General features: G+C 73.1%; 23 protein-coding genes. 10 read left to right on the top strand and 13 right to left on the bottom strand.

Annotated elements, in window-relative coordinates; all coding sequences use genetic code 11:
• Window positions 1-18: 18 nt before the first annotated feature.
• Genes ACZ6S5_RS03045 through ACZ6S5_RS03025 form a run of 5 tightly spaced genes read left to right on the top strand, consistent with a single transcriptional unit; the run spans window position 19 to window position 5,621 of the window.
• Window positions 19-1,056 carry an iron ABC transporter substrate-binding protein gene (locus ACZ6S5_RS03045; protein WP_465997160.1) on the top strand — a complete coding sequence of 346 codons (1,038 nt, stop codon included), beginning with the start codon at window positions 19-21 and terminating at the stop codon, window positions 1,054-1,056.
• A 53-nt stretch (window positions 1,057-1,109) separates the two neighbouring features.
• Complete coding sequence (locus ACZ6S5_RS03040; protein WP_465997416.1) at window positions 1,110-2,624, top strand: ABC transporter permease; 1,515 nt, start codon at window positions 1,110-1,112, stop codon at window positions 2,622-2,624.
• The gene (locus ACZ6S5_RS03035) at window positions 2,621-3,655 is read left to right on the top strand and encodes an ABC transporter ATP-binding protein (RefSeq protein ID WP_465997158.1); all 1,035 of its coding nucleotides are present in this window, start codon (window positions 2,621-2,623) and stop codon (window positions 3,653-3,655) included. Before ACZ6S5_RS03040 ends, ACZ6S5_RS03035 begins: the two co-directional genes overlap by 4 nt.
• 33 nt (window positions 3,656-3,688) lie before the next feature.
• Entirely contained in the window at window positions 3,689-4,462 is a 774-nt protein-coding gene (locus ACZ6S5_RS03030) for a nucleotidyltransferase domain-containing protein (protein ID WP_465997156.1), read from the top strand.
• 55 nt (window positions 4,463-4,517) lie between these two features.
• A complete protein-coding gene (locus tag ACZ6S5_RS03025) occupies window positions 4,518-5,621 on the top strand; it encodes a glycoside hydrolase family 18 protein (RefSeq protein WP_465997154.1) in 1,104 nt (367 codons plus the stop codon).
• A gap of 51 nt (window positions 5,622-5,672) precedes the next feature.
• Here ACZ6S5_RS03025 and ACZ6S5_RS03020 read toward each other — a convergent pair whose 3' ends face one another.
• Together ACZ6S5_RS03020 and ACZ6S5_RS03015 are read right to left on the bottom strand one after the other, a co-directional pair.
• Entirely contained in the window at window positions 5,673-6,392 is a 720-nt protein-coding gene (locus tag ACZ6S5_RS03020; RefSeq protein ID WP_465997152.1) for a TMEM175 family protein, read from the bottom strand.
• Window positions 6,393-7,369: 977 nt separating this feature from the next.
• Complete coding sequence (locus tag ACZ6S5_RS03015) at window positions 7,370-8,221, bottom strand: S1 family peptidase (protein WP_465997150.1); 852 nt, start codon at window positions 8,219-8,221, stop codon at window positions 7,370-7,372.
• Between the two features lie 188 nt (window positions 8,222-8,409).
• On the opposite strand from ACZ6S5_RS03015, the gene ACZ6S5_RS03010 reads away from it, so the two are divergent.
• Entirely contained in the window at window positions 8,410-11,202 is a 2,793-nt protein-coding gene (locus ACZ6S5_RS03010) for an FAD-binding and (Fe-S)-binding domain-containing protein (RefSeq protein WP_465997148.1), read from the top strand.
• Between the two features lie 32 nt (window positions 11,203-11,234).
• Here ACZ6S5_RS03010 and ACZ6S5_RS03005 read toward each other — a convergent pair whose 3' ends face one another.
• Together ACZ6S5_RS03005 and ACZ6S5_RS03000 are read right to left on the bottom strand one after the other, a co-directional pair.
• Complete coding sequence (locus tag ACZ6S5_RS03005) at window positions 11,235-12,407, bottom strand: MFS transporter (protein ID WP_465997146.1); 1,173 nt, start codon at window positions 12,405-12,407, stop codon at window positions 11,235-11,237.
• Between the two features lie 166 nt (window positions 12,408-12,573).
• The gene (locus ACZ6S5_RS03000) at window positions 12,574-13,998 is read right to left on the bottom strand and encodes a M1 family metallopeptidase (protein WP_465997144.1); all 1,425 of its coding nucleotides are present in this window, start codon (window positions 13,996-13,998) and stop codon (window positions 12,574-12,576) included.
• A 137-nt stretch (window positions 13,999-14,135) separates the two neighbouring features.
• Here ACZ6S5_RS03000 and ACZ6S5_RS02995 point away from each other — a divergent pair, with 137 nt between their 5' ends.
• Together ACZ6S5_RS02995 and ACZ6S5_RS02990 are read left to right on the top strand one after the other, a co-directional pair.
• A complete protein-coding gene (locus ACZ6S5_RS02995) occupies window positions 14,136-14,579 on the top strand; it encodes a glutaredoxin domain-containing protein (protein ID WP_465997142.1) in 444 nt (147 codons plus the stop codon).
• A gap of 15 nt (window positions 14,580-14,594) precedes the next feature.
• Complete coding sequence (locus tag ACZ6S5_RS02990) at window positions 14,595-15,161, top strand: GNAT family N-acetyltransferase (RefSeq protein WP_465997140.1); 567 nt, start codon at window positions 14,595-14,597, stop codon at window positions 15,159-15,161.
• A gap of 128 nt (window positions 15,162-15,289) precedes the next feature.
• Here the strand turns inward: ACZ6S5_RS02990 and ACZ6S5_RS02985 are convergent, their stop codons facing one another.
• The gene (locus ACZ6S5_RS02985) at window positions 15,290-15,733 is read right to left on the bottom strand and encodes a hypothetical protein (protein ID WP_465997138.1); all 444 of its coding nucleotides are present in this window, start codon (window positions 15,731-15,733) and stop codon (window positions 15,290-15,292) included.
• A 161-nt stretch (window positions 15,734-15,894) separates the two neighbouring features.
• Here ACZ6S5_RS02985 and ACZ6S5_RS02980 point away from each other — a divergent pair, with 161 nt between their 5' ends.
• Window positions 15,895-16,314: a nucleotidyltransferase domain-containing protein gene (locus ACZ6S5_RS02980; protein ID WP_465997136.1), complete on the top strand. Its 420-nt coding sequence runs from the start codon at window positions 15,895-15,897 to the stop codon at window positions 16,312-16,314.
• 6 nt (window positions 16,315-16,320) lie between these two features.
• Here ACZ6S5_RS02980 and ACZ6S5_RS02975 read toward each other — a convergent pair whose 3' ends face one another.
• Complete coding sequence (locus tag ACZ6S5_RS02975) at window positions 16,321-17,355, bottom strand: nitronate monooxygenase (RefSeq protein ID WP_465997134.1); 1,035 nt, start codon at window positions 17,353-17,355, stop codon at window positions 16,321-16,323.
• Between the two features lie 216 nt (window positions 17,356-17,571).
• On the opposite strand from ACZ6S5_RS02975, the gene ACZ6S5_RS02970 reads away from it, so the two are divergent.
• Window positions 17,572-18,465 carry an SDR family NAD(P)-dependent oxidoreductase gene (locus ACZ6S5_RS02970; RefSeq protein ID WP_465997132.1) on the top strand — a complete coding sequence of 298 codons (894 nt, stop codon included), beginning with the start codon at window positions 17,572-17,574 and terminating at the stop codon, window positions 18,463-18,465.
• Window positions 18,466-18,470: 5 nt separating this feature from the next.
• Here the strand turns inward: ACZ6S5_RS02970 and ACZ6S5_RS02965 are convergent, their stop codons facing one another.
• From ACZ6S5_RS02965 to ACZ6S5_RS02935, 7 genes are all read right to left on the bottom strand, one after another.
• A complete protein-coding gene (locus ACZ6S5_RS02965) occupies window positions 18,471-20,096 on the bottom strand; it encodes a glycoside hydrolase domain-containing protein (RefSeq protein ID WP_465997130.1) in 1,626 nt (541 codons plus the stop codon).
• A gap of 144 nt (window positions 20,097-20,240) precedes the next feature.
• On the bottom strand, window positions 20,241-20,669 hold the full coding sequence (locus ACZ6S5_RS02960) for an ester cyclase (RefSeq protein ID WP_465997128.1): 429 nt from the start codon (window positions 20,667-20,669) through the stop codon (window positions 20,241-20,243).
• A 181-nt stretch (window positions 20,670-20,850) separates the two neighbouring features.
• Window positions 20,851-22,089 (bottom strand): styrene monooxygenase/indole monooxygenase family protein, encoded by a 1,239-nt coding sequence (locus tag ACZ6S5_RS02955; protein ID WP_465997126.1) that lies wholly within the window; start codon window positions 22,087-22,089, stop codon window positions 20,851-20,853.
• Window positions 22,090-22,106: 17 nt separating this feature from the next.
• Window positions 22,107-22,712: a GTP-binding protein gene (locus ACZ6S5_RS02950; protein ID WP_465997124.1), complete on the bottom strand. Its 606-nt coding sequence runs from the start codon at window positions 22,710-22,712 to the stop codon at window positions 22,107-22,109.
• Complete coding sequence (locus ACZ6S5_RS02945; RefSeq protein ID WP_465997122.1) at window positions 22,690-23,031, bottom strand: DUF742 domain-containing protein; 342 nt, start codon at window positions 23,029-23,031, stop codon at window positions 22,690-22,692. The genes ACZ6S5_RS02950 and ACZ6S5_RS02945 overlap by 23 nt, the downstream gene beginning before the upstream one ends.
• A 21-nt stretch (window positions 23,032-23,052) precedes the next feature.
• On the bottom strand, window positions 23,053-23,511 hold the full coding sequence (locus ACZ6S5_RS02940; protein ID WP_465997120.1) for a roadblock/LC7 domain-containing protein: 459 nt from the start codon (window positions 23,509-23,511) through the stop codon (window positions 23,053-23,055).
• Window positions 23,508-24,758, bottom strand: coding sequence for a sensor histidine kinase (locus ACZ6S5_RS02935; protein ID WP_465997118.1), 1,251 nt, complete (start codon window positions 24,756-24,758; stop codon window positions 23,508-23,510). Before ACZ6S5_RS02935 ends, ACZ6S5_RS02940 begins: the two co-directional genes overlap by 4 nt.
• Window positions 24,759-24,929: the final 171 nt, after the last annotated feature.

Here is a 24,929-nt window from a genome sequence, read left to right as displayed (position 1 = left end):
GTAAGGTAAGCCTTACCTGTGCGAAAGCGTCTCAGTCTCGTTCTGGCCAGCGCCCTGGCCGGACTTCTGTCCCTGACCGCGTGCGGCGGCCCCGAGGGCGACCCGGGAAAGCCGGGCGACAAGCGGCTCACGGTCTACAGCGGCCGCAGTGAGGCCCTGGTCAAGCCGGTGTTCGAGAAGTTCGAGAAGGCCACCGGCATCGACGTCGACGTGCGCTACGGCACCACGTCGCAGATGGCCGCGCAGCTGCTGGAGGAGGGGAAGCGCAGCCCGGCCGACGCCTTCCTCGCCCAGGACGCGGGCGCGCTCGGCGCGGTCGGCCGGGCCGGACTCTTCGCGCCCCTCTCCGCAGCGCAGCTCGACCGGGTGCCCGCGGCGTACCGGGACAACGCGGGGCGGTGGGTCGGCGTCAGCGGCCGCTCCCGGGTCCTCGCCTACAACGCTCAGCAGATCACCGCCGCGCAGCTGCCGAAGAGCGTGTTCGAGCTGACCGGTCCCACCTGGAAGGGCAAGGTCGGAGTCGCCCCGACCAACGGCTCCTTCCAGGCGTTCGTCACGGCACTGCGGGTGCAGCACGGCGACGCCGAGGCCCGCGAGTTCCTCACCGGGCTCAAGGCCAACCAGCCGCAGATCCGCGAGAGCAACGTCCAGATCGTCGCCGACATCGACGCCGGCACTCTCGCCGTCGGCCTGGTCAACCACTACTATGTGTACGAACTGGCCAAGGAACGTGGCGGCAGCCCCGACGCGTTGAAGGCGAAGCTGCACTTCTTCCCCGACGGCGACACGGGCGGCCTGGTCAACGCGGCGGGCATCGGCGTGCTCGAGCGGGCCGGCGCGGACCCGGACGCCAGGACGCTGGTCGACTACCTGCTGGGCGCCGAAGCGCAGACCTACTTCGCCACGCAGACCTTCGAGTACCCCCTCGCGGCGGGGGTGCCCGCCGCGCCGGGCCTGCCGCAGCTCGCCACCCTCGAGGCGCCGAGGATCGACCTGAACGACCTGGACACCCTCGACGCCACCGTGACCATGATCAAGGAATCGGGGCTGGCCTGAGCACCGTCCTGGCCGGCGACCGTCGGGCCTCCACCCGGCGGTCGCCGCGCCGGCTGATCCGCCGGCCCGCCCTCACCGCCGCCTCGGCCGCCGCCGTGGCGGTCGCCCTGCTGCCCCTGGTCTACCTCGGCGTACGGGCCGCCGAGGCGGGCGCGGACCGGATCGTCGCCGAGCTGTTCACCGTGCGGGTCGCCGCGCTGGCCGGGCGGAGCCTGGCGCTCGCGGCCGTGGTCACCGCCGCCTGCACCGTGCTCGGTGTCGCCACCGCGCTGCTGGTCGCCCGCACCGATCTGCCCGGCCGGCGGGCCTTCGGCCTGCTCGCCGCCCTGCCGTTGGCCGTGCCGACCTATGTCGCCGGGTTCGCCTGGACCGCCACGTTCACCGGGTTCGAGGGCTTCTGGGCCGCCGCGCTGCTGCTCACCCTCTGCTCCTACCCGTACATCTTCCTGCCCGCGGTGGCGGCGCTGCACCGGGCCGACCCCGATCAGGAGGAGGTATCCCGTTCGCTGGGCCGGGGTCCGTGGGCCACCCTGTTCGGAGTGACTCTGCGGCAGATCCGTCCCGCCGTCGCCGCCGGCGCACTGCTGGTCGCCCTCTACGTGCTCAGCGACTTCGGTGCCGTCTCCATCGTCCGGGTCGACACCTTCACCCGGGCCATCTTCACCGCCTTCAACCTCGGCTTCGACCGCACCGGGGCGCTGGTCCTGTCCACCGTCCTGGTGCTGCTCACCGTCCTGCTCATCGGAGCCGAGCTGGCCACCCGCACCCGCGACGCCCGGTACGCCAGCGGCACCACCCGACCGCCCGTACGGCGGCCGCTGGCCCGCTGGCGCGGGCCGGCGCTGCTCGGTCTGCTCGCGGTGAGCGGGCTCGCTCTGGGCGTGCCGGCGGCCGGCCTGGCTCGCTGGCTCGCGGCCGGGGTGTCCCGTCCCGGCTCGCTCGCCGAGGTCGCCGCGGCGGCCGGCGCGTCGCTGTCGGTGTCCGTCGCCGGCGCCGGGCTCACCATGCTGCTCGCGCTCCCGTTGGGCCTGCTCACCGCGCGGGCCCCCGGCCCGGTCGCCACCGCGCTGGATCGCCTCACCTACGTCGCCCACGCGCTGCCCGGCGTGGTGATCGGCCTGTCCCTGGTGTTCTTCGCGGTCAACGTCGCGTATCCGCTCTACCAGAGCGTCTGGCTGCTCGCCCTGGCGTACGCCACCCTGTTTCTGCCCCTCGCCGTCGGCGCGGTGGCCTCCGCCGCGGCGCAGGGCCCACCCGCCGTCGAGGAGGCCGCCCGGTCGCTGGGACGTGGCCCGTTCACCGTGTTCCGCACCGTCACCCTGCCGTTGACCCTGCCCGGCATCGGCGCGGGTGCGGCGCTGACGTTCCTCACCTGCATGAAGGAACTGCCCGCCACGCTGCTGCTGCGCCCCACCGGCATGGACACCCTCGCCACCGAGCTGTGGACCCACACCAACTCCTCGGCGTACGCCGCCGCCGCCCCGTACGCCGCGCTCCTGGTGGCACTCGCGGCCGTGCCGACCTGGCTGCTCGCCGTCCGAACCGGACTCACCGGAGGTGCCCGATGATCGAGTCGATGCTGACCGTGGCGGGGGTCACCAAGATGTACGGCCCGGTGGTGGCGCTGGCCGGCGTCGACCTCGACGTGCCCCGGGGCGACCTGGTCGCGGTGCTCGGCCCGTCGGGCTGCGGCAAGACCACCCTGCTGCGCTGCGTTGCGGGGTTCGAACGCGTCGACTCGGGGGTTGTCGGCGTCGCCGGCCGGCAGGTGACCGACGGGCGTGTCCACCTCCCACCGCACCGACGGCGGGTGGCCGTGGTGCCGCAGGACGGCGCGCTCTTCCCCCACCTCTCCGTCGCCGGCAATGTCGGCTACGGCCTGGACCGGGCCGAGCGCCGCGGCGGCCGGGTCGAGGAGGTGCTGGACCTGGTCGGGCTGTCCGGGTATGCCGCCCGGATGCCGCACCAGCTCTCCGGGGGCCAGCAGCAGCGGGTGGCGGTCGCCCGCGCCCTCGCACCCCGCCCGCCGCTGGTCCTCCTCGACGAGCCGTTCAGCGCGCTCGACGCCCAACTGCGGGCCGAGCTGCGCGCCGACATCCGGCAGGCGCTGCGGGCCGACGAGGCGACCGCCGTGCTGGTCACCCACGACCAGGGCGAGGCGCTGTCCATGGCGGACGCCGTGGCGGTGATGGACGCCGGCCGGATCGTCCAACACGGCACGCCCGTCGAGGTCTACCGGGACCCGGCGACCCCCTGGGTGGCCCGGTTCGTCGGTGACGCGGTGCTGCTGCCGGCCACCGTCGACGCCGACGTGGCGGTCACGCCGCTGGGCCGGCTGCCGCTGCGCGGCCCGGCCGTCGGCGGCACCGCCACCGTGCTGATCCGCCCCGAACAGCTCCGGCTCGCCCCGACCGGCGGATCGGTCGCCACGGTGGTCCGGCAGGCCTTCCACGGGCACGACGCGTTGACCACGCTGCGGCTGGCCGACGGCACCCTGCTCACCGCGCGCACCCTCGACGAGGGTGCGGCGCTGGCCACCGGGGCGCAGGTCGGCGTGACCGTGCGCGGCCCGGTCCGGGCGTACGCCGGGGCGAGCTGACCGGCGACCGGAGCGACGGGCAGGATGGCACGCATGGAGCACGGCGTACGCGACTACCTGGCCGAGCTGGTCGAGCGGGCCCGGGCGGCGCTCGGCGACAACCTGGTCGGCGCGTACGCGGCCGGCTCGGTGGGGTTGGGCGCGTACCAGCCGGGGCGCAGCGACGTGGACGTGGCGCTGGTGACCGCGGGGCCGGTGGACGCCGCCGCGAAGCGGGCGCTGGTGGCGCGGCTGCGGCACGAGTCGCTGCCCTGCCCGGCGCGCGGCCTGGAGCTGGTCGTCTACCGGCGGGAGGTGGCCGGCTCCGGCACCCCCGAGCCCGGCTTCGAGGTGGAGCTCAACACCGGCGCGACGATGGCGTTCCGGGCCACGTACGACCCGACCGACCGGCCGGCCGCCGACGGGCGGTTCTGGTACGCCCTGGACCGCAGCATCCTGCGCCAGTCCGGGCTGGCCCTGCTCGGCCCGCCCGCGGCCGAGGTCTTCGCCGATCCCGCCCCGGCGGACCTGTGCCGGCTGCTGGTCACCGCGCTGGACTGGTGGCTGGCGCTGCCCACCCCCGAGGGCGACGGCCCGGCGCCGGGCACCGAGGACGCGGTGCTGGGCGCGTGCCGTTCGCTGGCGCGGGCCACCACCGGTGCCTGGCTGGCCAAGGTGGACGCCGGGCGGTGGCTGGCCGAGCGGGGCCGGCACGCGGAGCTGATCGGTCGGGCGATCACGGCCCGGCGGGGCGGCCCGGCACCGAGCGGACCCGAGGCCCGGGCCTTCCAGCGGTGGGTCCGCGCCGAAGTCGCCGGGATGCATTGACGCGGATCAGCGCCTTACTGTAAACAAGGCGTACTGATCGATCGGGGAGGTCCCCATGCGACGCTCGGTACCCCTGGCCGCACTTCTGCTCACCCTCGCCACCACCACCCCGGCCGCCGCCGCGCCCGCGGCCCGACCGGCACCCACGCCGCTGGCCGCCACGCCCGTCCAGGTCTACGGCGCCTGGCACTGCGGCAACGACTACTGCACCTGGACCACCCCGCGCACGATCGCCGAATTCGACAGCCAGAACCACTGGCTGATCGACCGGGGCGACGGCCGGCCCTCGGTCAACCTGGTCGTGCTGAGCTTCGTCAACCCGCTCGACCTGCTGCACCAGACCACCGACGCGACCACCCTCAACGGCGTGCCGCGCGGCATGACCGCCGAGATCGTGCAGTACTTCACCGCACGGGGGGTGCGGGTGATGCTCTCCATCGGAGGCATCACCTACACCGACGACTGGAACGCCGCCCTCGCCGAGAACCCCACCCTGCTCGGCCAGCGCGCCGCCGCGGTCGCCACCCAGCTCGGCGTCGGCATCGAGATCGACTACGAGCAGAACACCGACCCCGACCTCGCCGGCCTGCAGTCCTTCATCACCGCCTACCGCGCCGTCCACCCGTACGACGCCACCGGCGCCCGGCCCGAGGCCCGGCTCACCATCGACGTCGCCGCCGGCGACCGCTGGCTGATCGACCTCAACCGCAAGGCCACCGCCGACTGGCTGCGCACCGACACCCCGGTCCTCGACTACGCCAACGCGATGGTGGCCGCCCGGCCCGCCTCGGCCAGCACCTCCCAGGCCAGCTGGCAGGAGCACATCGACGGCAAGCCGCAGTACAGCCCGCCGGTGCCGCCGCTCGCCCCGGCGAAGTTCACCGGCGGGGTCTACATCGCCTACGGCGGCAAGCCGCTGCCGGAGTGCGTGGACTACGCCAACTCGGTGCAGAAGGCCGCCGCCCCGTACGTGCAGGGCGTGGCGCCCAACGGCGCGGGCAGCACCGCCGGCATGCTCGGCTTCATGTTCTGGGCCGCCGAGCGCCCCTCGACCCGGGGCATCGGCACGGTGCCGCCGAACACCTGCGAGCGGGGGACCGGCGCCGGGGCGACCGCGCTCGCCGTCCCGGTGCCGATGCCCGCGCTGCGGCAGAGCTGAGCAACAGCGCGGCTGCCTGTCGCGGTCGCAGGTTGGAGACCAAAGCGCGAATTAGGGGGCAGCGGATTGTCCGCCAACGCGCTCGCGGGCGCGTTTGATGCTGGCAATCTCGCCCTTGATTGGCCACCAATAGAAGGGAACGAACGCGGCGAGCACTGCCACGCCGAGAAGGGGATGCCATGCGCCTAGTGCGGTCCCTGCGGCAATCCACACGGGTGCTGGATGAAAACGCCTGCTGATCGCCGCCGCGCTGGCCGGGTCGGTGGTCGGTGCCAGCAGGCGGCGGCCGTGCCGCGCGTATTCCCAGATGACGTTGAACAGGATGGCCGCTACTTCGTAGGAGATTCCGTAGAAGACGACGGCAGTTCGCTTTCCATGACCGGACTCGAACGCGCTGGCCAGGACAGCGGAGGCGAATGGAAGGAACGCGATCTGCATCAAAAGGAGGGTGTTGAAGAGCAATATCAGGCGGTCCGCGGAGCGGATGTGGTCAAACATGACGTGGTGGTTCACCCACATCTGGCCGATGAGCAGGAAGGTGATGAAGTATGCCGCATATGAGGGCCAGAGTTCACGAAGGCCCGTCAGCAGGTGTCGAGTGTCCTCGGGCGGGCGGATTTCCAGAACAAGCAGCGTGACGGCGATGGCAATGACCGCGTCGCTGAATGTGACGACTCGTTTGGGGTCTCGCTCCGCACCTATTGGAGTGCTGAATCGGTCCTGGTGGTCGCCAGCGGTCGAGTTGTTGCTGGCCGTACGAAACCAGGGCATGCGCTTTCGCCCGACTGGTCAGGAGCAATACGTCGCGCAGCGGCGGCGCCAAGCGAGGGACGTCCACCATCGCGCTCGGACCTGCCTGGGCAGACTTACTCCTACTTCCATACGAGCCATCTCGGACCTCCTCGGCGCGGAAACGGTTGACTCCAACCGGTCGCCTTTCCCGCAGTTATAGGAAACAAACTCGCACTTGACCCGCACCTCGCCTGCCGGGGACGGACGGCGGGCATACGGCATCGCTACGGTCCGCTGACGATCACCTCTCCACATCCGGGGCGCCCGCCGGAGGCAGATCCTCGGGCTGCCGGGCATGTGGACGACGGGCCGCGGGCTGGAGCCGCGACACGGGCCGTGCCGGCAGTACAGGCAGCCCCGACGGCCCCGGGGTCAGTCCGCGCCGGGAACGCGGCGGCCGCGGCTGCTTCCTGGGTCTCCTGACCACCCTGCATGATTCACTCACGCGGCCAGCAACCGACGTTGAGGCAGCCATGAGACAGCGAAAGCCTCGAAGTCGACTGCCGAGGCCTGCAAGCAAACGGCGGTCCGCAGATGCTCGTCGTCGCTGCTCGGCGCGGAACTCACTCGTCGACAGCATGTACCCGTTTTTCCCGGCGGGTTCGTGCTCGCTGCAGCTCTCCTACGCCCCCCACTCCCGGCGCACTGGAGGCTGCGGCGGCTCCTCGTGCGGGGGATCTGTGTCAACGGTCTCGATGAGGTCCTCGGCCGGCGTGACTCGGGCGGGCAACTCGCCGAACCTGACGTGCCGCAGGCGGGCGAACTCCTCGTCCGTTGACCGTTCGGTGTGCCCTCGATCCTCACCCATCGCGGACCTCCCTCGTCGAATTCCATGGTCCCTCGCTGAGGCGACCTTCGGTTACGTCTGGGGACGCTAAGGTCCCGACGCAGACGGCGGGGGCCCGCACCCCGGGCGGGATGCGGGCCCTCGTCGCCGGCGCGGGCCGGCGGGTGGATCAGTAGACGGTCACGCCGTACGCACTGGCCGCCTCGGTGACCGGCTGGAAGAACGTGGTGCCGCCGGACTTGCAGTCACCGCTGCCGCCCGAGGTGATGCCGAGCGCCTTGGTGCCGTCGTAGAGCGGGCCGCCGGAGTCGCCCGGCTCGGCGCAGACGGTCGTCTGGATCATGCCCTTCACGGTGCCGCTGCCGACGTAGCGGACCGTGACGTTCAGGGCGGTCACCGTGCCGCTGTGGGTGCCGGTGGTCGAGCCGGTCCGCTTGACCGACTCACCGACGAACGCGTTCGCGGCGGTGTAGCCGCCCGGGTGGCTCAGCCCGGTGTTGTCGTAGCGGACCAGGGCGTAGTCGTTGCCCGGGAAGCTGGAGCTGATGGTCGGGCCGATCAGCGTGGTGTGGCTGGAGTTGGTGTACCAGGTGTTGGCGACGTCGCCGCAGTGCCCGGCGGTGAGGAAGTAGTACACGCCGGACTTGACCACGTTGAAGCCGAGCGAGCACCGGTACTGGCCGCCGTAGATTGCGTCGCCGGCGGAGAGCAGCGGCCGGAAGACGCCCTTGGCGCGGTCCACCCGGATCGCGCCGGCGTCGGCGCCGGCGCTCTTCTTGAGCGTGGCCAGCTCGGCGGCGGAGACGCTCTCGTCGGCGGTCACCACGACTCGGCTGGACGCCGCGTCCACCCGCCAGGCGATGCCGTCGACCCCGGAGGCCGCGACGGCGGCGTCGACCCGGGCGAGCTGGTCGGCGCTGTAGCTCGGGGCGGCCGAGGCCGGCACGGTGAACGCGCCGGCGGCCACCAGGCCCACGGTCGCGGCGAGCAGGGGAGTCAGTCGACTACGGCGGATTCTCACGGTCTCCTCCTAGGACGGTGAAGGCCGCCGGTTGCGTCGGCGTCCCTGCCGTATCGCCGCGGTCGGATCGGGGTGTGACCTTGGCGAACGCTTGACGGCGAGTATCCACCACGGTCTATGAAACTGGCAAGGGGTCCGTCGTGTCGGTATCGCTCCTGGTTAGGGTGGGCGGGGGAGGTGCGACGACCATGGCGGAGCTGAGCACGGACGTCCGGGCCGGACTGGAGGCGGCGGTGCCCGGCGGGGTGCGGACCCGGGCGGCCGACCGGCTCCGGCTGGCCCACGATGCCTCCCACTACCTGCTGCATCCGAGCGCCGTGGTGACCCCGGCCGACGCCGAGCAGGTCGCCGCGCTGCTGCGGCACAGCCACCGCGCCGGGACCCCGCTGACCTTCCGCTCCGGCGGCACCAGCCTCAGCGGGCAGGCCGTCACCGACCAGCTCCTCGTGGACACCCGGCGGCACTTCCGGGGCCTCGACGTCCTCGACGAGGGTCGGCGGGTGCGGGTCCAGCCCGGGGTGGTGCTGCGGCAGGTGAACGCCCGGCTCGCCCCGTACGGCCGCAAGCTCGGGCCCGATCCGGCCAGCGAGTCGGCCTGCACCGTCGGCGGCGTGGTGGCCAACAACTCCAGCGGCATGACCTGCGGCACCGAGTACAACACCTACCGGACGCTGGAGTCGGTGCTGCTGGTGCTGCCGAGCGGCACCGTGCTGGACACCGGCGCGCCGGACGCCGACGAGCGGCTGCGGGCCGCCGAACCCGAGCTGCACGCCGGCCTGCTGCGGCTGCGCGACCGGGTGCGCGGCAACCCGGACTCGGTGCGCCGGATCCGCGCCCAGTACGCCATGAAGAACACCATGGGGTACGGGGTGAACGCCTTCCTCGACCACGACGCGCCCGCCGACCTGCTCACCCGGCTCGTGGTGGGCAGCGAGGGCACCCTCGCCTTCGTCGCGGCGGCGACCTTCCGCACCGTACCCGTGCACCGGCACGCCGCGACCGGCCTGCTCGTCTTCGACACCCTCGGCGCGGCGATGGCCGCGATGCCGGCCCTCGTCGCCGCCGGGCCGGCGGCGGTCGAGCTGCTCGACGCCGCCGCCCTGCGGGTCGCCCAGGCCGACCCGAAAGCGGACACCGCGCTGCGCGGCCTCGCGGTGCGCGAGCACGCCGCGCTGCTGGTCGAGTGGCAGGAGTCCGACCCGGAGGCCCTGGCGGCGCGGGTCGCGGCGGCCCGGCCGGTGCTGGCCGAACTACCGCTGACCGCCCCGGCCCGGCTCAGCGGGGAGGCGCCGGCCCGCGCCGCGCTCTGGCACATCCGCAAGGGTTTGTACGCGGCCGTCGCCGGCGCCCGCCCGTCCGGCACCACCGCGCTGCTGGAGGACATCGCCGTCCCGGTGGCGGCGCTCGCCGACACCTGCGCCGCCCTCGCCGACCTCTTCGCCCGGCACCGGTACGAGGAGAGCGTCATCTTCGGCCACGCCAAGGACGGCAACCTGCACTTCATGCTGAACGAGCGGTTCTCCCACGGCGAGGCGCCCGCCCGCTACGCCGACTTCACCGAGGAGATGGTCGACCTGGTCCTCGGCCACGGCGGCACGCTCAAGGCCGAGCACGGCACCGGCCGGGTGATGGCCCCGTACGTGCGCCGCCAGTTCGGCGACGAGCTGTACGACGTGATGCGGGAGCTGAAGACGCTCTGCGACCCCGCCGGGGTGCTCAACCCGGGCGTGCTGCTCAGTGACGACCCCGACGTGCACATGCGGCACCTGAAGACGGTGCCGACCGTGGAGGAGGAGGTGGACCGCTGCGTCGAGTGCGGATACTGCGAGCCGGTCTGCCCCAGCCGCGACCTGACCACCACGCCGCGGCAGCGGATCGTGCTGCGCCGGGAGATCGCCGCCGCCCACGCCGACGGCGACCTGCCCCTGGCCCGCGAGCTGGAGTCCGCGTACGACTACGACGCGGTGCAGACCTGCGCGGTCGACGGCATGTGCGCCACCGCCTGCCCGGTCCTCATCAACACCGGTGACCTGGTGAAACGGCTGCGTACCGAGGAGCACGGCAAGGTCGCGCGGGCCGGCTGGCGCGGTGCGGCGAACCGGTGGGGCGCGGCCACCCGGGGCATGGCCCGCGGCCTCGACCTGGCCGGCGCGCTGCCGTCCGCGCTGCCCGAAGCGGCCACCCGGGCCGCCCGCGCGGTCCTCGGCGACGAGCGGGTGCCGCAGTGGCGGCGCGACCTGCCCCGGGGCGGCGCGGTCCGCCGGCCCCGGCCGGTCGACGAGCCGGACGCCGTCTTCGTCCCGTCCTGCCTCGGCACCCTCTTCGCCCCGGCCGAGGGCGGCACCGGCGTCGCCGCCGCGCTGCTCACCCTCGCCGACCGGGCCGGCGTACGCCTGCTCGTGCCCGAGGGTGTCGCCGGCATGTGCTGCGGCACGCCGTGGTCCTCGAAGGGGCTCACCGCCGGCTACCAGGCGGTGCGGGACCGGGTGCCCCCGGCGCTGCGCGCCGCGAGTCGCGACGGCGCCCTGCCCGTGGTCAGTGACGCCGCCTCCTGCACCGAGGGCTTCGCGAAGCTGGTCGCCGACGCCGGTGGGCTGCGGGTCGTCGACGCCGTCGCGTACGTCGCCGACGAGCTGCTGCCCCGGCTCACCGTGCGGCGCCGGCTCGGCTCGCTCGCCCTGCACCCCACCTGTTCGTCCACCCGGCTGGGGTTGGACGAGGCACTGCTCACCGTGGCCCGGGCGGTCGCCGACGAGGTGGTCGTGCCGGACGGCTGGCAGTGCTGCGGCTTCGCCGGCGACCGGGGCCTGCTGCACCCGGAGCTCACCGCCTCCGCCACCCGCGCCGAGGCCGCGGCCGTCGGGCAGCGGCCCTTCGACGGGTACGCCTCGGTGAACCGCACCTGCGAGATCGGCATGGCCCGGGCGACCGGGCAGCCGTACCGGCACCTGCTGGAGCTGCTGGCCGACGCCACCGCCTGACCGGCTCACCGGCCGGGCTGCCGGGGTCTCGACTACCGCGCGTCGACGTGGCGCCGGATCGGGCGGGCGAGGAGCCCCGCGGCGAGGACGGCCGCGGCGATTCCGGAGACCAGCAGGGGCAGGGCGCCGTCGGAACCCCAGGCGAGCCCGGCCCAGAGGCCGGCGGCCAGGATTCCCAGGCCGCTCAGTCCCTGAAACAGGCCCTGGCCGGTGCCCTGGTCGCCGGGGCTCAGGAGCCCGGAGATCCACGCTTTCCCGACTCCGTCGGTGAAGGCGGTGAAGCCGCCGTAGGCGGCCAGGAGCGCCCACGCGGCGGGGTGGGAGCGGGTCAGGCCGAGTCCGGTGTAGGCGAGGGCGAACAGCACCAGACCGGCGCCGAAGACCGTGCGCGGGGACAGCCGATCGGCGACGACGCCGGCCGGGTAGCTCAGCACGGCGTAGACCGCGTTGTAGGTGACGTACGCGCCGATGACGGCGGACACCGAGAAGCCGATCTCGTGGAGGCGCAGCAGCAGGAGGGCGTCGGGAAAGTTGACCAGGCTGAACAGCGCCAGCACGGCCACCACCCGCCAGTAGCGGCCGGGTAGGTCACGCGGGTGCCAGGTGCCGGTACGCGCAAGGCGGCGGGGCGTCTCGCGGACCGCGGCAACCAGGACGGCGCTGACCACGGCGGGCAGCACGGCGATGACGAGCAACGGCCGGATGTGATGGTCCAGCAGCTGGTAGAGGGCGAGACCGGCGAGTGGTCCGACCACCGCGCCGGTGGTGTCCATCGCCCGGTGGAACCCGAAGGCCCGCCCCTTGGCGCTCGCCGGCACGCCGGTGGCGATCAGCGCGTCGCGGGGTGCGCCCCGGATGCCCTTGCCCAGCCGGTCCACACTGCGACCGGCGAGGACGACCGGCCAGACGGTGGCCGCGGCGATGACCACCTTGCCGAGGGCGGCGAGCCCGTACCCGAGGCCGATCATCGGGCGGGCACGGAAGCGATCCGCGACCCGGCCGGTGACGATCTTGCTCAGCGCGGCGGTGCCCTCGGCGATCCCTTCGACGACGCCCACGACAGCGGCGGGCGCGCCCAACACGGCGGTCAGGAAGATCGGCAGAATCGGGTACAGCAGCTCCGACGCGGCGTCCTGCAACAGGGACACCCCGGACAGGACCTTCAGGTTCCGGGTCAGCCAGGAACCAGCCGGCTGATCAGTCACCCTGGACCCTCCTCGGCCAGATGCGGACACCGCTGTCAACGGTGGCAGACCGGCGGCCGCCGCGCGGCCCGGCCGTGGAAGAACCCCGGCCCGCGCCGCCGTGACAGCGCGCGCCGGCCCACCCGCCCCGGGGCCCCGCGACCGACGGGCCGCGGGGCCACCGGCGTCACCAGGTCGTGGGCTTGCCTTTCTGGAACAGCCACACGTCGAAGAAGGCATCGAGATTCTGTCCGGCCTCCCGCTCGGCCAGGGCGATGAAGTCCGCCGTGCCCGCGTGGCGGTAGCGGTGGCTCGCCGCCCACTCCCGCAGGATGCGGAAGAAGGTGTCGTCGCCGACCTTGCCGCGCAGCGCGTGCAGCGTCATGGCGCCCCGGTTGTACGGGATGCTGCTGAACATGTCCTCCGGGCCCGGGTCGGCGAGGACGATCTGCCAGAACGACGATGAGGCGGCCCGACCGTAGTTGCTGCCGCTGTTGAAGGTCTGGTCGACGGACGCGCCGCCGTTGTGCTCGGTGTACATCCACTGGGCGTAGGTGGCGAAACCCTCGTTGAGCCAGATGTCCGACCAGCGCTCCGGCGAGACGCTGTCGCCATACCACTGGTGGGCCAGCTCGTGGGCCATGGTGCCGACGCTCGCCGCGTTCGAGAAGATCGGCTTGGTCTGGGTCTCCAGGGCGTAACCCACGTCGGGGGCCCGGTCGATGATCGCCCCGGTCGAGGCGAACGGGTACGGACCGAACGTCGAGGCGAAGAAGTCGATCATCTTCGGGATCTGTGCCACGGCGGCGGCCGACCCGGCGACCAGTCGCGGGTCGACCGCCACGTACACCGGGATCCCGCTGGGTGTGACCGATTCGGTGACCAGGAAGCTGCCGATGGTGATCGTCGCCAGGTAGGTGGCCATCGGCTCCGTCGAGTCCCAGACGAAGGTCGTCCAGCCGTCCCGGGTCTCCGCGGAGAGGAGTTGTCCGTTGCCGACGGCGGTGAGCCCCTCCGGCACCTTCGCGGTGAACCGGAAGGTGGCCTTGTCGGTCGGGTGGTCGTTGGTGGGCAGCCAGGCCGGTGCGCCCTGCGGCTCGCCGGCGACGAAGGCGCCGTCGTCGGTCGGCACCCAGCCCTCGATCGACCCGTCGGGATCGGTGATCGGGCCCGGTACGCCGGCGTACCTCACCACCACGGTGAACGTCTGTCCGGCCTTGAGCTTCGGCCGCGGGCTGACGATCAGCTCCTGACCCTCGCGGGTGAAGTCGTGCGCATGCCCGTCGACCGTCAGCGAGGAGATGGCCGGACCGCGGAAGTCGAGGTTGAACCGGTCGAGGTCCTGAGTGGCGATCGCGGTGACGGTGGCGGTGGCAGCCAGGAACCGGCTCGCCGGGTCGTAGGAGAAGGTGAGGTCGTAGTGCTGGACGTCGTATCCGCCGTTGCCCTGGTCGGGAAAGTACCGGTCGCCGACGCTCGCCGCGCCGGCGACGTAGCGGGGGCCGCCAGGGTTGCCCGGTGCGGCGACGGCCGCGCCCGGCGCCACCACCGAACCGGCGGCCACCAGGACCACCGTGGTCAGTGCGGCACCGCGCAGGAGTGGGATTGTCATGCGAATCCTCTCTCGTGGAGTGAGGGCAGCGGCGGCCATCGGATGGCCACATTCCCATCCACCCGCATCGGATGCGAACTCGTCAAGATCTGCCGGCCGCCGCGAGCCCTCCGGGCCCGGGCGTAGCATTCGGTCGCATGCTGCGGAGTTGGTGGTTCGCGGGCCTGATGCTGGCCTGCGGGGTGCTCGTCGCGCTCGGCCAGGATCAGCGGTGGTTGGCCACCGTCGAGTTCGTCGTCTTCGCGGTGCTGGCCGTACTCCTCTCACCGCTGGTCTTCCCGAGATCCGTGACGGCGGCGCAGGCACAGCAACGCAGCGCGCGGGACGGCCGGCCGATCGTGTACTGGCGGCCCGGCTGCCGGTACTGCCTGCGGCTGCGTCGCCGGCTCGGCCGCCGGGCCGGCGGGGTGCACTGGGTGAACATCTGGCGGGACCCCGACGGGGCGGCGGCGGTCCGCGCCATCACCGGTGGCGACGAGACGGTGCCCACGGTGGTGGCGGGCGGCGAGACGGTGGTGAATCCGGACCCGGCTTGGGTGCTGCACCGCACAAACCCCGACCGGGTCGACACTGGCGAGTGAGAAGTGGCGGCAGGAATGAACGGCGACCCTGACTTGAGGACCGAGCGACTGCGGCTGCGGCGTTGGCGGGAGACGGACCGGGCCCCCTTCGCACGCATGAACGCTGACCCGCAGGTGATGGAGTACTTTCCGGCCCCACTGACCCGCCACGGCAGCGACCTGCTGGTCGACCGCATCGAGGCCGGCTTCGACCAGCACGGGTTCGGGCTGTGGGCGATCGAGGTGGCCGCGACCGGGCAGTTCGTCGGCTTCGCCGGCCTCTCGGTGCCCCGGTTCGACGCGCACTTCACCCCCGCGGTCGAGGTCGGCTGGCGGTTGGCGCGATCGGCCTGGGGCAGGGGGTACGCGACGGAGGCGGCCCGGGCGGCGCTCGAGTACGGATTCAGCCGCGCGGGCCTTCCGACGATCGTCTCCTTCACGGCCGCAGTCAACGTCAGGTCGCGACGGGTGATGGAGCGACTCGGCATGAGCCGCGACCCGGCCGACGACTTCGATCACCCGAACCTGCCGCCGGGACATCGACTGCGCACGCACGTCCTGTACCGGATCTCCCGTGGCCACCAGCAGCCGCCGCTGGCCTGAGCATTCCGAGCGTTGGACTACTTCGGCGTTTCCGGCGATCCTCCGGATCCGCGGGTGGCCGAGGCGGTCGGGCCGCTCCGGGACAAGCGGCAGCCCGACTGCCTGATGCGCGTGGTACGAGGGCTCAGTCAGGCGGCCGGAACCTGCTGCAGGGCTGCCGCCAGCGACTCGGCGTTCTTCTTGTCCACCCGGGGAAAGGTGAGCGACACCCCGTCGCCCGAGGCGCCGAACGCGATGCGCAGCAGGCTCACCACGCCCATCTTGACCTCGGCCAGCGAGGCCTGATCACGCGGCACCTCGCCGAGGACCTTCTTCCCGGGGCCACCGAGGAAGGTCTGCGGCAGGAAGATCAGCCGACGATTGGTGAGCACGACGAACTGCTTGCGGGTCGACGACAGTGCCGCCCCCAACGCGCCGGCGGCCTCCATGACCAGCGCCTGGCTGACGACCGTCCCGAGGCGACCGGACGAGAACTTTCCGACCATGGCCCGGGCCGCGACGATCGGCTGCTCGCCGGCCTGCAGCATCGGCGTCACGTACTCGAACGCCCGGGTCTGAAGCTTCTGGTTCACCGCGTTGTCCCTCTCTTGGCAGCAATCGTGCAGATGCTAGTGACGCGCAGGTGGAACCCAGATCCGACGATCGGCGGAGATCATCCCGGCGGAATGGCCGGCCCGGGCGCGCCGATCGGTCGAGGGCCTCCCGTTGCCGCGGGACGTGTGAGACTCACCGGATGGTGACCGAGGAACGGACCCGGGAAGCGTGGTCCGTGGTGGACACGGTGGCCGGTTGGGCGGCCGGGCACGAGGACGTACGGGGAGTGGTCGTCGTCGGCTCGTGGGCGCGCGGCGCCGCGCGGATGGACTCCGACGTGGACGTCGTGGTCCTCACCGACAACCCCGGGTACGCCGATCCGGCCGGCTGGACCGGCCTGCTGGGCGGCGAGGTCGTCCGGCTGGCCGACTGGGGGCCGCTGCGGGAGGTACGCCTGCGCCGCCCGTCAGGGTTCGAGGTCGAGGTGGGCGTGGTGCCGGTCAGCTGGGCCGACACCGACCCGGTCGACCCGGGGACCCGTCGGGTGTTGGGCGACGGACACCGGATCGTCCACGACCCGGCCGGCGTGCTGGCCGCGCTGTCGGCCGCCTGCCGCTGAACCGGGTCACAGCCCGGCGGTGAGTTCGGCGACGATCTCCGCCGCCGGGGCGGCGCGGGCCGCACGCCAGCCGGTGCCCGCCCACAGGTGCAGGCGGTCGGCGTCACCGGCCCGGGCGGCGGCGACCCGCAGCGGCCGGGTCAGGTGGTGCACCGCCGGATAGCCCAACGGGGCGTCCGCGTCGTACCGGTCGGTGAAGGCGTTGCGCAGCGCGCGGGCCGGTCGCCCGGTGAACGCCCGGGTGACCACGGTGGCGTCGCAGCGGGGGTCGGCCAGCGCGTCCCGGTGGGTACGGCTGGTGCCGCTTTCGGCCGCGCGCAGCAGCAGCGTGCCGACCAGGACGGCGGTCGCGCCGCCGGTGAGCGCGGCCCGCACGTCGGCCGGCCCGCCGACGCCGCCGGCGCCGAGGACGGGCAGCCCGGTCCGGTCGGCGACGAGGCCGACGAGCTCGGGCAGCGGCCGCAGCGGCGGCGGGGCGGCCGGGGTGAAGGTGCCGAGGTGGCCGCCCGCGTGGCCGCTCTGCGCGACCAGCCCGTCCACTCCGAGGTCGGCGGCGGCCGCGGCCTCCGCCGGGTCGGTCACGGTGACCAGCACCCGGGTGCCGGCACGACGCAGGTCGCGGACGACGGTCGCCGGGGGGAGACCGAAGGTGAAGCTGACCACCGGCACCGGGTCGTGGACGAGGAGGTCGAGCTTCGCGGCCCAGTGGTCGTCGTCCTCGATCCGCTCGGCCGCCGCCAGGTCCAGCCCGTACGGCGTGCCCTCGGCGGCGATCCGGGTCGCGTACCGGCGGAACTCCGGCTCCTCGACGGGCACCGGGGTGGGCACGAAGACGTTCACGCCGAACGGCTGGCCGCCGGCTCGCGCCGCGGCGATCTCCGCGGCCACCGCCTCCGGGGTCTTGTAGCCGGCGGCCAGGAAGGCGAACGCCCCGGCCGCCCCCACGGCGGTGACCAGGGTGCCGGTGGTCGGGCCGCCGGCCAGCGGCGCCGCCACGACCGGCGCGTCCACTCCGAGCAGGTCCCGTCGTCGCGTGTCCATGCCGCCAGTCTGCCGTGCGGCGGGGGACGACGACGCCCTGGTCCGGTCGGAACTCCAGCGGCGAGGTGCCGGTCGGTCTACGGTGCCAGAAGGGGCCGACCGGCGTCGACCGAACACCCAGCCTCCTAGGGCGGCCTGAAGGTGGTGACCGGGGTCAGGCTGCCGGTACGACCGGGGAACCGGCACCGGATGCCGGGACGCGACGGTGGTGTGGAGGTGGCAGTGCGAGAGTCCGCGGCCGAGCCGTCAGGGCGCCCGCTGGCCGGGCGGGTCGCCGTGGTCACCGGTGCCGCGCGGGGCATCGGCCGGGCCGCCGCCGTGGCTCTGGCGGAGGCCGGGGCGCAGGTCGCCGGGGTCGACGTCGCCGGTCCGGTCAGCCCGATCCTCGACTTCCCGCCCGCCACGCCGGAGGACCTCGCCGAGACCGGCCGGCTGGTCGCCGCGGCCGGCGCCCGCTGGTCCGGTCACGTGGCCGACCAGCGGGACCTGGCCGCCGTCCGGGCCGTGGCCGAAGCGGTGGAACGCGACCACGGCGGCGTCGACGTGCTGTTCGCCAACGCCGGCATCCAGGCGTTCACGCCGCTGCTGGAGATGACCGACCCCGACTGGCACGACCAGATCGACGTGAACCTGACCGGCACCGCGAACGTGCTGCGCGTGTTCGCCCCACTGCTGGTCCGCCGGGGCGGTGGCCGGATCATCGTCACCTCGTCCACTCAGGGGCAGCACGGCACGAAGAACGGTTCGGCGTACTCGGCGTCGAAGTGGGGGCTCATCGGCCTGGTGAAGTCGGCCGCGTTGGAGCTGGGGGTGCACGGGATCACGGTGAACGCCGTCATCCCCGGGCTGGTCGACACCACCCTGACCCGTCACGAGGACCGGTACGCGCAGGCCATCGCCGAGGGCGGCCGGACCCCGTCCGGGGATGCCGCGACCGACGAGCGGACCGCGGTCGAGGTGCTACGTGCGAAGACGCCGCTGGGGGTGCCCTGGGTGCAGCCGGAGGACGTCGCGCCGCTGGTGGTGTTCCTCGCCTCCGACGCGGCGCGGATGGTCAGCGGCACCGCGTTCGCCGCGACCGCCGGCGACAGCGCCCACGTCACCGCCTGATCGGTTCACAGCAGGGGTTGCATGGTCCCCCAGCCCGTACCGATGCGGAGCCGGGCCGGGAAGGTCGCGCCCCGGCCACGGTACAGGTAGAGGTAGCCCGTCGACTTGTCGACGGCGACGAGGTCCTGGCTTCCGTCCCGGTTGAAGTCGCCGATGCCGACCAGGTCCCGCATGCCGTTCCAGCCGGCACCGACCTGGACCCGGGCGCCGAACCCGCCCGCCCGTCCGGGATAGAGGAACAGGTAGCCGGTGGACTTCTGCCGGGCCAGCAGGTCCTGTCGGCCGTCGCCGTTGGCGTCGCCGATGCCGGCGAGTTCGTCCATGCTGTTCCACCCGGTGCCGACCGCCGTCCGGAGCGCGAACGAGGTGCCGCGCCCCGGGTAGAGGTACAGGTTTCCTGAGGAGGTCTGCACGGCGAGCACGTCCCGGTAGCCGTCGCCGTCGAAGTCGCCGATCGGGGTGATCTCGCGCATGGTGTTCCAGGCCGTGCCGATCCGGATCCGGGTGGCCCAGCCCGTCGGGCTGTGCGGATACAGCCACAGGTCACCGGTCGTCTTGTTGCGGGCGATGACGTCCTCGTGGCCGTCCCGGGTGAGATCGGTCCGGACGATGGCGTCCATGCCGTTCCAGCCGGTGCCGACGGTCGTGCGGTTGACGAGGTTCGTGCCGTTGCCCTGGTAGAGGTACAGGTTGCCGGTGGCGGGTTGGCGGCTGAGCAGATCGGACCAGCCGTTGCCGGTGAAGTCGCCGAAGGGGGTCCGGGGGAGCGGAGCGACGTCCAGATAGTCGTTGTCGATGTTGATCGTCACGCCGCCCCAGGTCTCGTTGTGTCCACCCTGGTACTGCTTCATCCGCCGCTGGGGAGACCAGTACGTGCCGGGAATGGCCGGATCGGACACGGTCACGACCCCGTCCCAGCGGGCGAAGTCCAGGTAGTCGGGCGGGACGTAGCCCGGCGTGGCATAGGCGGTGACCTGGTCGGCGACGCCGGAGGCCAGGCTGCTGTAGAAGCCGGACAGGTAGCCGAGGTCGTGCAGGCGCGCCGTCCACGCGCTCATGAAGGCGAGCACTGCCGCGCGGCAGGCCGCGTCGTCGGTCCGGTACGCCTCCATGTCGAAGATGAGTACGCTCTCCGGCGCCAGGCCGAGCGTCGTCGCCTGGGCGACCGCGTCCTCCGCCTGCGTGCGGCCCTGTGTCGCCGCGTTCGCCGGGTCGATGAGGTAGCGCTTGGTGGACGTCGTGCAGGGTGCCTGCAGTCCGAGGTAGATCGGCATGAGATGCCAGCCGGCGGCCTGCTGGGCGGCGACCCAGGAGGGGGTCAGGTTGGGCTGCGTGCAGGCCCGGTTGATGCCGCCGAAGTAGATGCCGATGGCCCGGTAGGGCGAGGCCAGCCACGCCTGCATGGTCGCGGCCGACGGGGCGGTGCAGGCGTCGAAGCCCAGCCCGGTGAAGCTGCCGGGCGAGGGGTCGGCCGCCGCGAGGGCCGCGTCCACCGGGGCGGCGTGGGCCGGGGCGGGTGCCGTGGCGACGAGCGTCAGTACGGCGACGGCACCGACCACGAGGGCGTGGATCAGGTGGCGCCGGGGGCGCGGAAGAGCGTGGCTGTCCATGCCGGTCTCGATTCTGGCCATGGTGACCAACCGACTGGTCCTGCCTTTCAGAGCAGCAGGTCAGCGGTCACTCCACCAGGGCCGAACGGACTGTCTCCGCTGGACGGCAGTGCTGCCGACAGCCGGCGACTTCGTCCCGGGCGAGCGCGGCGCACCGCGTCCTGGTCAACCGGCGTCGCCGAGCTGGGCGCGTACGCTGGCGCGGTCGATCTGCATCCAGTATTCGGTGATCAGTCCGTCCGTGACGTGGTAGACGATCGAGTTGATCTGCCGAATCTCGCGCCCGGTCGGTGCGACCCCGTCGACCGGCGCCAGGTGGCGTCCCCGCTGGGTCAGCCGGACGTACGCCCGGGCGCCGTCCACCAGGAGCTCGTCGATCGTGATGGTGAACTCGCCCCAGGTCGCGGTCATCTCCCGCACGTGCTCGGCGTAGTCGTCGGGGGTCCGCGCGATGGTGACCTCGTCCTCCGACTCGACCTGGTGGGCTCGCACCGTCGGGGCCAGGAACTCGGCGGCCCGCTCCGGCTGCCGCCCCGAGCGCACGTACCTGATGAAGTCCGTGACGACCCGGCGGGTGTCCTCACTGTCTGTCATGATCACACCCTGTCAGATTCCGGCCGGGGCGGAGGCCGGCGGAGCGCGTGGTTCCGGTCACTCGGCCTGCGCAGCGGGGCCGAACGGCGGGCGGCCGGACCCACGGGTGGCCGCCCGCCGTTCGGTGGGGTGCCCGCCGGGCGGGGGATCCCGGCGGGCTGCTCGTTCCCGGCGCGACCGGTCAGCCGGTGACGGTGGCCAGGTAGCGCTCGGCCGCGTCCGGCGTCATGAACCAGTCCCGGAAGTCGTTCGGGTCGCTGAACCCGTTGGCGAAGCGCCGGGCGACGACCTCGTTCCCGGCGGCCGCGCCGAGGAGTTGCTGCACGTGCGGCGGCAGCGGTTGCAGCATGGCGTTGGTCCAGCCGGTGACGGCCTCACCGACCCCGGCCCAGAACCGCTCGAAGGTCTGCGTCATCCAGTCCTGGTCGAACGGCCGATCGCCGCGCTCCAGGATCGACCCCAGGTACGAGTACGCGCACTTCGCGGCGGTGTTGCTGCCCTGTCCGGTGATCGGGTCGTTGGCCACCACCACGTCGGCCATGCCCAGCACCAGTCCGCCGGAGGGCAGCTCGGCCACCGGGCGGCGCACGGTCGGGGTGTAGCGGCCGGAGAGGGTGGCTCGCCCGTCGGTCAGCTCGACGTTCGTGCAGCGGTCGTAGATCCACGGCGTGTAGCGGCGGATCAGGTCCAGGGTGAGCTTCAGATGCTCGGCCGGGTCCCGCCGCTCGACCCACAGGTCCAGCGGCCCGCCGGGCACCGCCTCCCAGAACAGGATCTCGCACGGCCCGGAGTGGGTCAGCGCGGGAATGACGAACAGTTCGCCGAGGCCGGGCACCGCGTTGAAGCTCACGTGCGGCACCGGCAGCAGCGGGTCCGGCGTCATCCCGTGCACGTACGCGACGGCCAGCCCGCGCTGCGGCGTGTCGTACACCGAGCGCTGCGGGTCGCGATCGAAGACACCCACCAGGTCGCCCTTGCCGGCGGCGACCACGGTCAGGTCGTACCGGCCGAGCCGGGTCAGGCCGTCCAGGTCGGCGGTGGTGACCGTCTGGTAGAGCACGGTGCCGCCGCGCTGCTCGAACAGCTCCAGCCAGTCGGCCATCTTGATCCGCTGGTCGGTGCTCTGCGCCGGCTCGTCGAGCGGGGCGGCGATCCGCAGCGCCCGCTCGCCGGGCGGCGCGGACAGCGACACGTGCAGTCCCTCGATCCGGGGCGCCTTGTCGGCCCACAGGTCCAGGCCGTACCGGCGCTCGGTCGCGAGGGCCGTGGCGAACATGGCCTGGGTGCTCATCACCCAGCCGCGGCGGATCTCGTCCGGGGTGCGGGCGGACATGACGGTCACGTCGTAGCCCTCGGCGAGCAGGCTCAGGGCGAGCTGGAGGCCGGACTGTCCGGCCCCGACGACAAGGATCTTGCGCATGGTTCCTCCAGGTTGAGCTACCGCGCCGCGAGGGCGCCCGCGGTGGGCCGGGCGGTGCGGGACATGGTGTGTTCCACGACGGCCAGCAGCGCGCGGGCCACCGACGACGGGTCGCGAGCGTCGCAGGCGACCAGGGGTACGCGGGCGGGCAGCGCCAGCGCAGCGCGGACGTCGTCGAGCGGGTGGTGCAGTTCGCCGTCGAAGAGGTTCACGCACACCACGAACGGCACGTCGCTGTCCTGCTCGAAGTAGTTGACCGCCGGGAAGGAGGCGGCCAGGTTGCGGGTGTCGGCGAGCACCAGCGCGCCGACCGCGCCCCGGCACAGGTCGTCCCACATCGGCCAGAACCGGGGCTGGCCCGGCGTGCCGAACAGGTAGAGCACGAGGTCGGGGCCGATGGTCAGCCGACCGAAGTCCATCGCCACGGTGGTGGTGGTCTTGTCGATGCCGGGGTCCAGCCGGTCGACGGTCTCGCTGGCCGCGGTCATCCACGCCTCGGTGTTGATCGGCGGGATCTCCGAGATGGACGCGACGCAGGTCGTCTTGCCGACCCCGAAACCGCCGGCGATGACGATCTTCGCCGAGGTCAGCAGCGGATTGTCAGGCAAGCTTGCGGAGGCCATCGCGCAGTCTCTCCAAGAGGCGGAAGTCGACGTTGTCGTGGTCGCTGTGGACGAGCAGTCGGTCGGTGGCGGCCAGGTCGTCGACGACCACCCGGGTAACGCCCAGCGACATCCCGCAGACCGCGGAGAGTTCGGCGACCGAGCGGGCGGTCCGGCGGGCGTGCTCGTACAGGGACCGGGCCTCGGGCAGCAGGCCGGAGGCGAAGACGGCGTCGTAGTAGGGCACCGACACCAGGGTGTGCACCAGCAGCGGCTGGCGGGTGCGGGTGCGGCCGGCGGTCAGCACGTACGGCCGCACCTTCCAGTACCTCATCGGCATGATCAGCTTCCTTCGGCCGGGTCAGCGGGGCTGGCTGGCGGTCATCCGGTGCAGCTCGTGCCGGACGGCCGGGGTGAGGGCGTGCCACACCGCGCCCACGAACTGGGTCATCCGGTAGGAGATGATCCGCAGGTCGCAGCCGGGGGCGGCGGCGACGGCCAGGCCGGCCGACTCGCCGACCCGCATGAACAGCAGGTGCCCGCGCGGCAGCCGGACGGTCAGGTACTCGGAGGCGCCGAGGTCGAGCAGGGCGGCGCTGCGGTCGGCCATGCTGAGCAGGCCGGCGGTCAGCGCGGCGAGCTGGTCGCCGAGGTCGCGGCCGACCCCGTGCGAGGCGGCGAGCTGCAGGCCGTCCAGCGACACCAGCATCGCGTGGCTCACCCCGGGCGTGTCCTCGGCGAACTGCCGGATCAGCCAGGCGCAGTCCGGCAGCCCGGAGCCGTTGGTCGCCGTGCCGGTGCCGGGGTACGCGTGGGTCATCGCTGCCGTCCTTCGTCGTCGGTGGGGGTGCGGGCGTCGCCGACGCCGGCCTCGAAGGCCGCCGTCTCGTCCGGCCACGCCTCGGGCGGGGAACCGGCGCCGGGATCCGCGGGCGGGCGGGGCCGCGGAAGCTGGTCGCGGACGCTCTCCGGCACCCGTCGGGGCAGGCCGGTGGCCGGCTGGGGCGGGGCGGACGGTCCGCCGAGCGTGTGCAGCGGAACCGTCGGCGAGTCAGTGCTGTCCGGCGCGGCGGCCATCGGCGTACTCCAGGGATCGGTGGTGGCCGGTGGCGGCCAGGCCGGCGGCGGGGTGGGAGTGCCGGCCGGTCCCGGACCGGGCGACGTCGGCCACCCGGCGGCGGCCGGGTCCGGACCGGGCGGCGCCAGCCAGGCGGCCCCGGCGGCCGGGTCCGGCGCAGTGGGGATCTCGCAGAGCAGCGCGCCGGGGACCAGCACGGTCGCCGTGGTGCCGCCGGAGGGCCGGTTGGTGAGGGTGACCCGCAGCCGGTGGGCGAGCGCCAGGTGGGCCACCACGGCGAGCCCGAGGTGGGTGGCCGGGTCGAGGGTGACCGGGGCGAGCGACGCGCCGCCGAGCAGTGCGTTGAGCTGGCTCAGGTGGTCCGGGTGGACGCCCACCCCGGCGTCCTCGATGCGCAGCAGGACGCTGCCGTCCTCGGTGATGAAACCGGAGACGATCACCGGGGAGGTGGGCGGGGAGAACCGGGTGGCGTTGTCGAGCAGTTCGGTGAGCACCCGGATCACGTCGTCGGCGGCGAATTCGACCACCGCCAGGTCGACCACGTGGCCAACCCGGATGCGGGGGTAGTGCTCGACGGCCGAGGTGGCCGCCCGGACCACGTCGACCAGGGTGACGGTCTGCGGGTCGGCGTCCTCGACCCGGCGGCCCAGCAGGACCTGGAGGTTCTCGGCGTGCCGGCGGATGCGGGTGTTCGCGTGGTCGATGCGGTAGAGGCGTTCGAGACGTTCGGGGTCCTGCTCGTCGGACTCGACGGCCTCGACGTGGGAGCCCATCTGGTAGGCCGAGGCGAGGATCCGCATGGCGAACTGCTCGCAGATGGCGGGCCAGGGGCCGGGGCGCTCCTCGGGCGGCGGCGGGGGTTCGGGGGTCTCCGGTGGGGCGGCGGCCCACTGGGCGACCGTCGGGTCCAACCAGCGCGCCGCCCGCTGCCGCCAGGTGGCCCGGCGGTGCCCCGCCGAGGCTGCTGGGGTGATGTCGGTGCTCTTCACGAAATTACCGGCCTGTCCGTGATGATCGGCTCTGGCATGGTGGGGGAGTCAACCACCGTTGTGGGCTGATAGCAACGGCCAAGGTCAACTTGGGGCGGTTTTCACACCCTGCCCGCCGCATTGCCACGAATGCTTGATCGGCGTCAACCGGCGGAACGCAACGGCCGGACG

This window comes from Micromonospora sp. NPDC051924 (genome assembly GCF_055586005.1).
The sequence above is the reverse complement of the archived record's forward strand: the minus strand, read 5'-3'. Positions and strand labels throughout refer to the sequence as shown.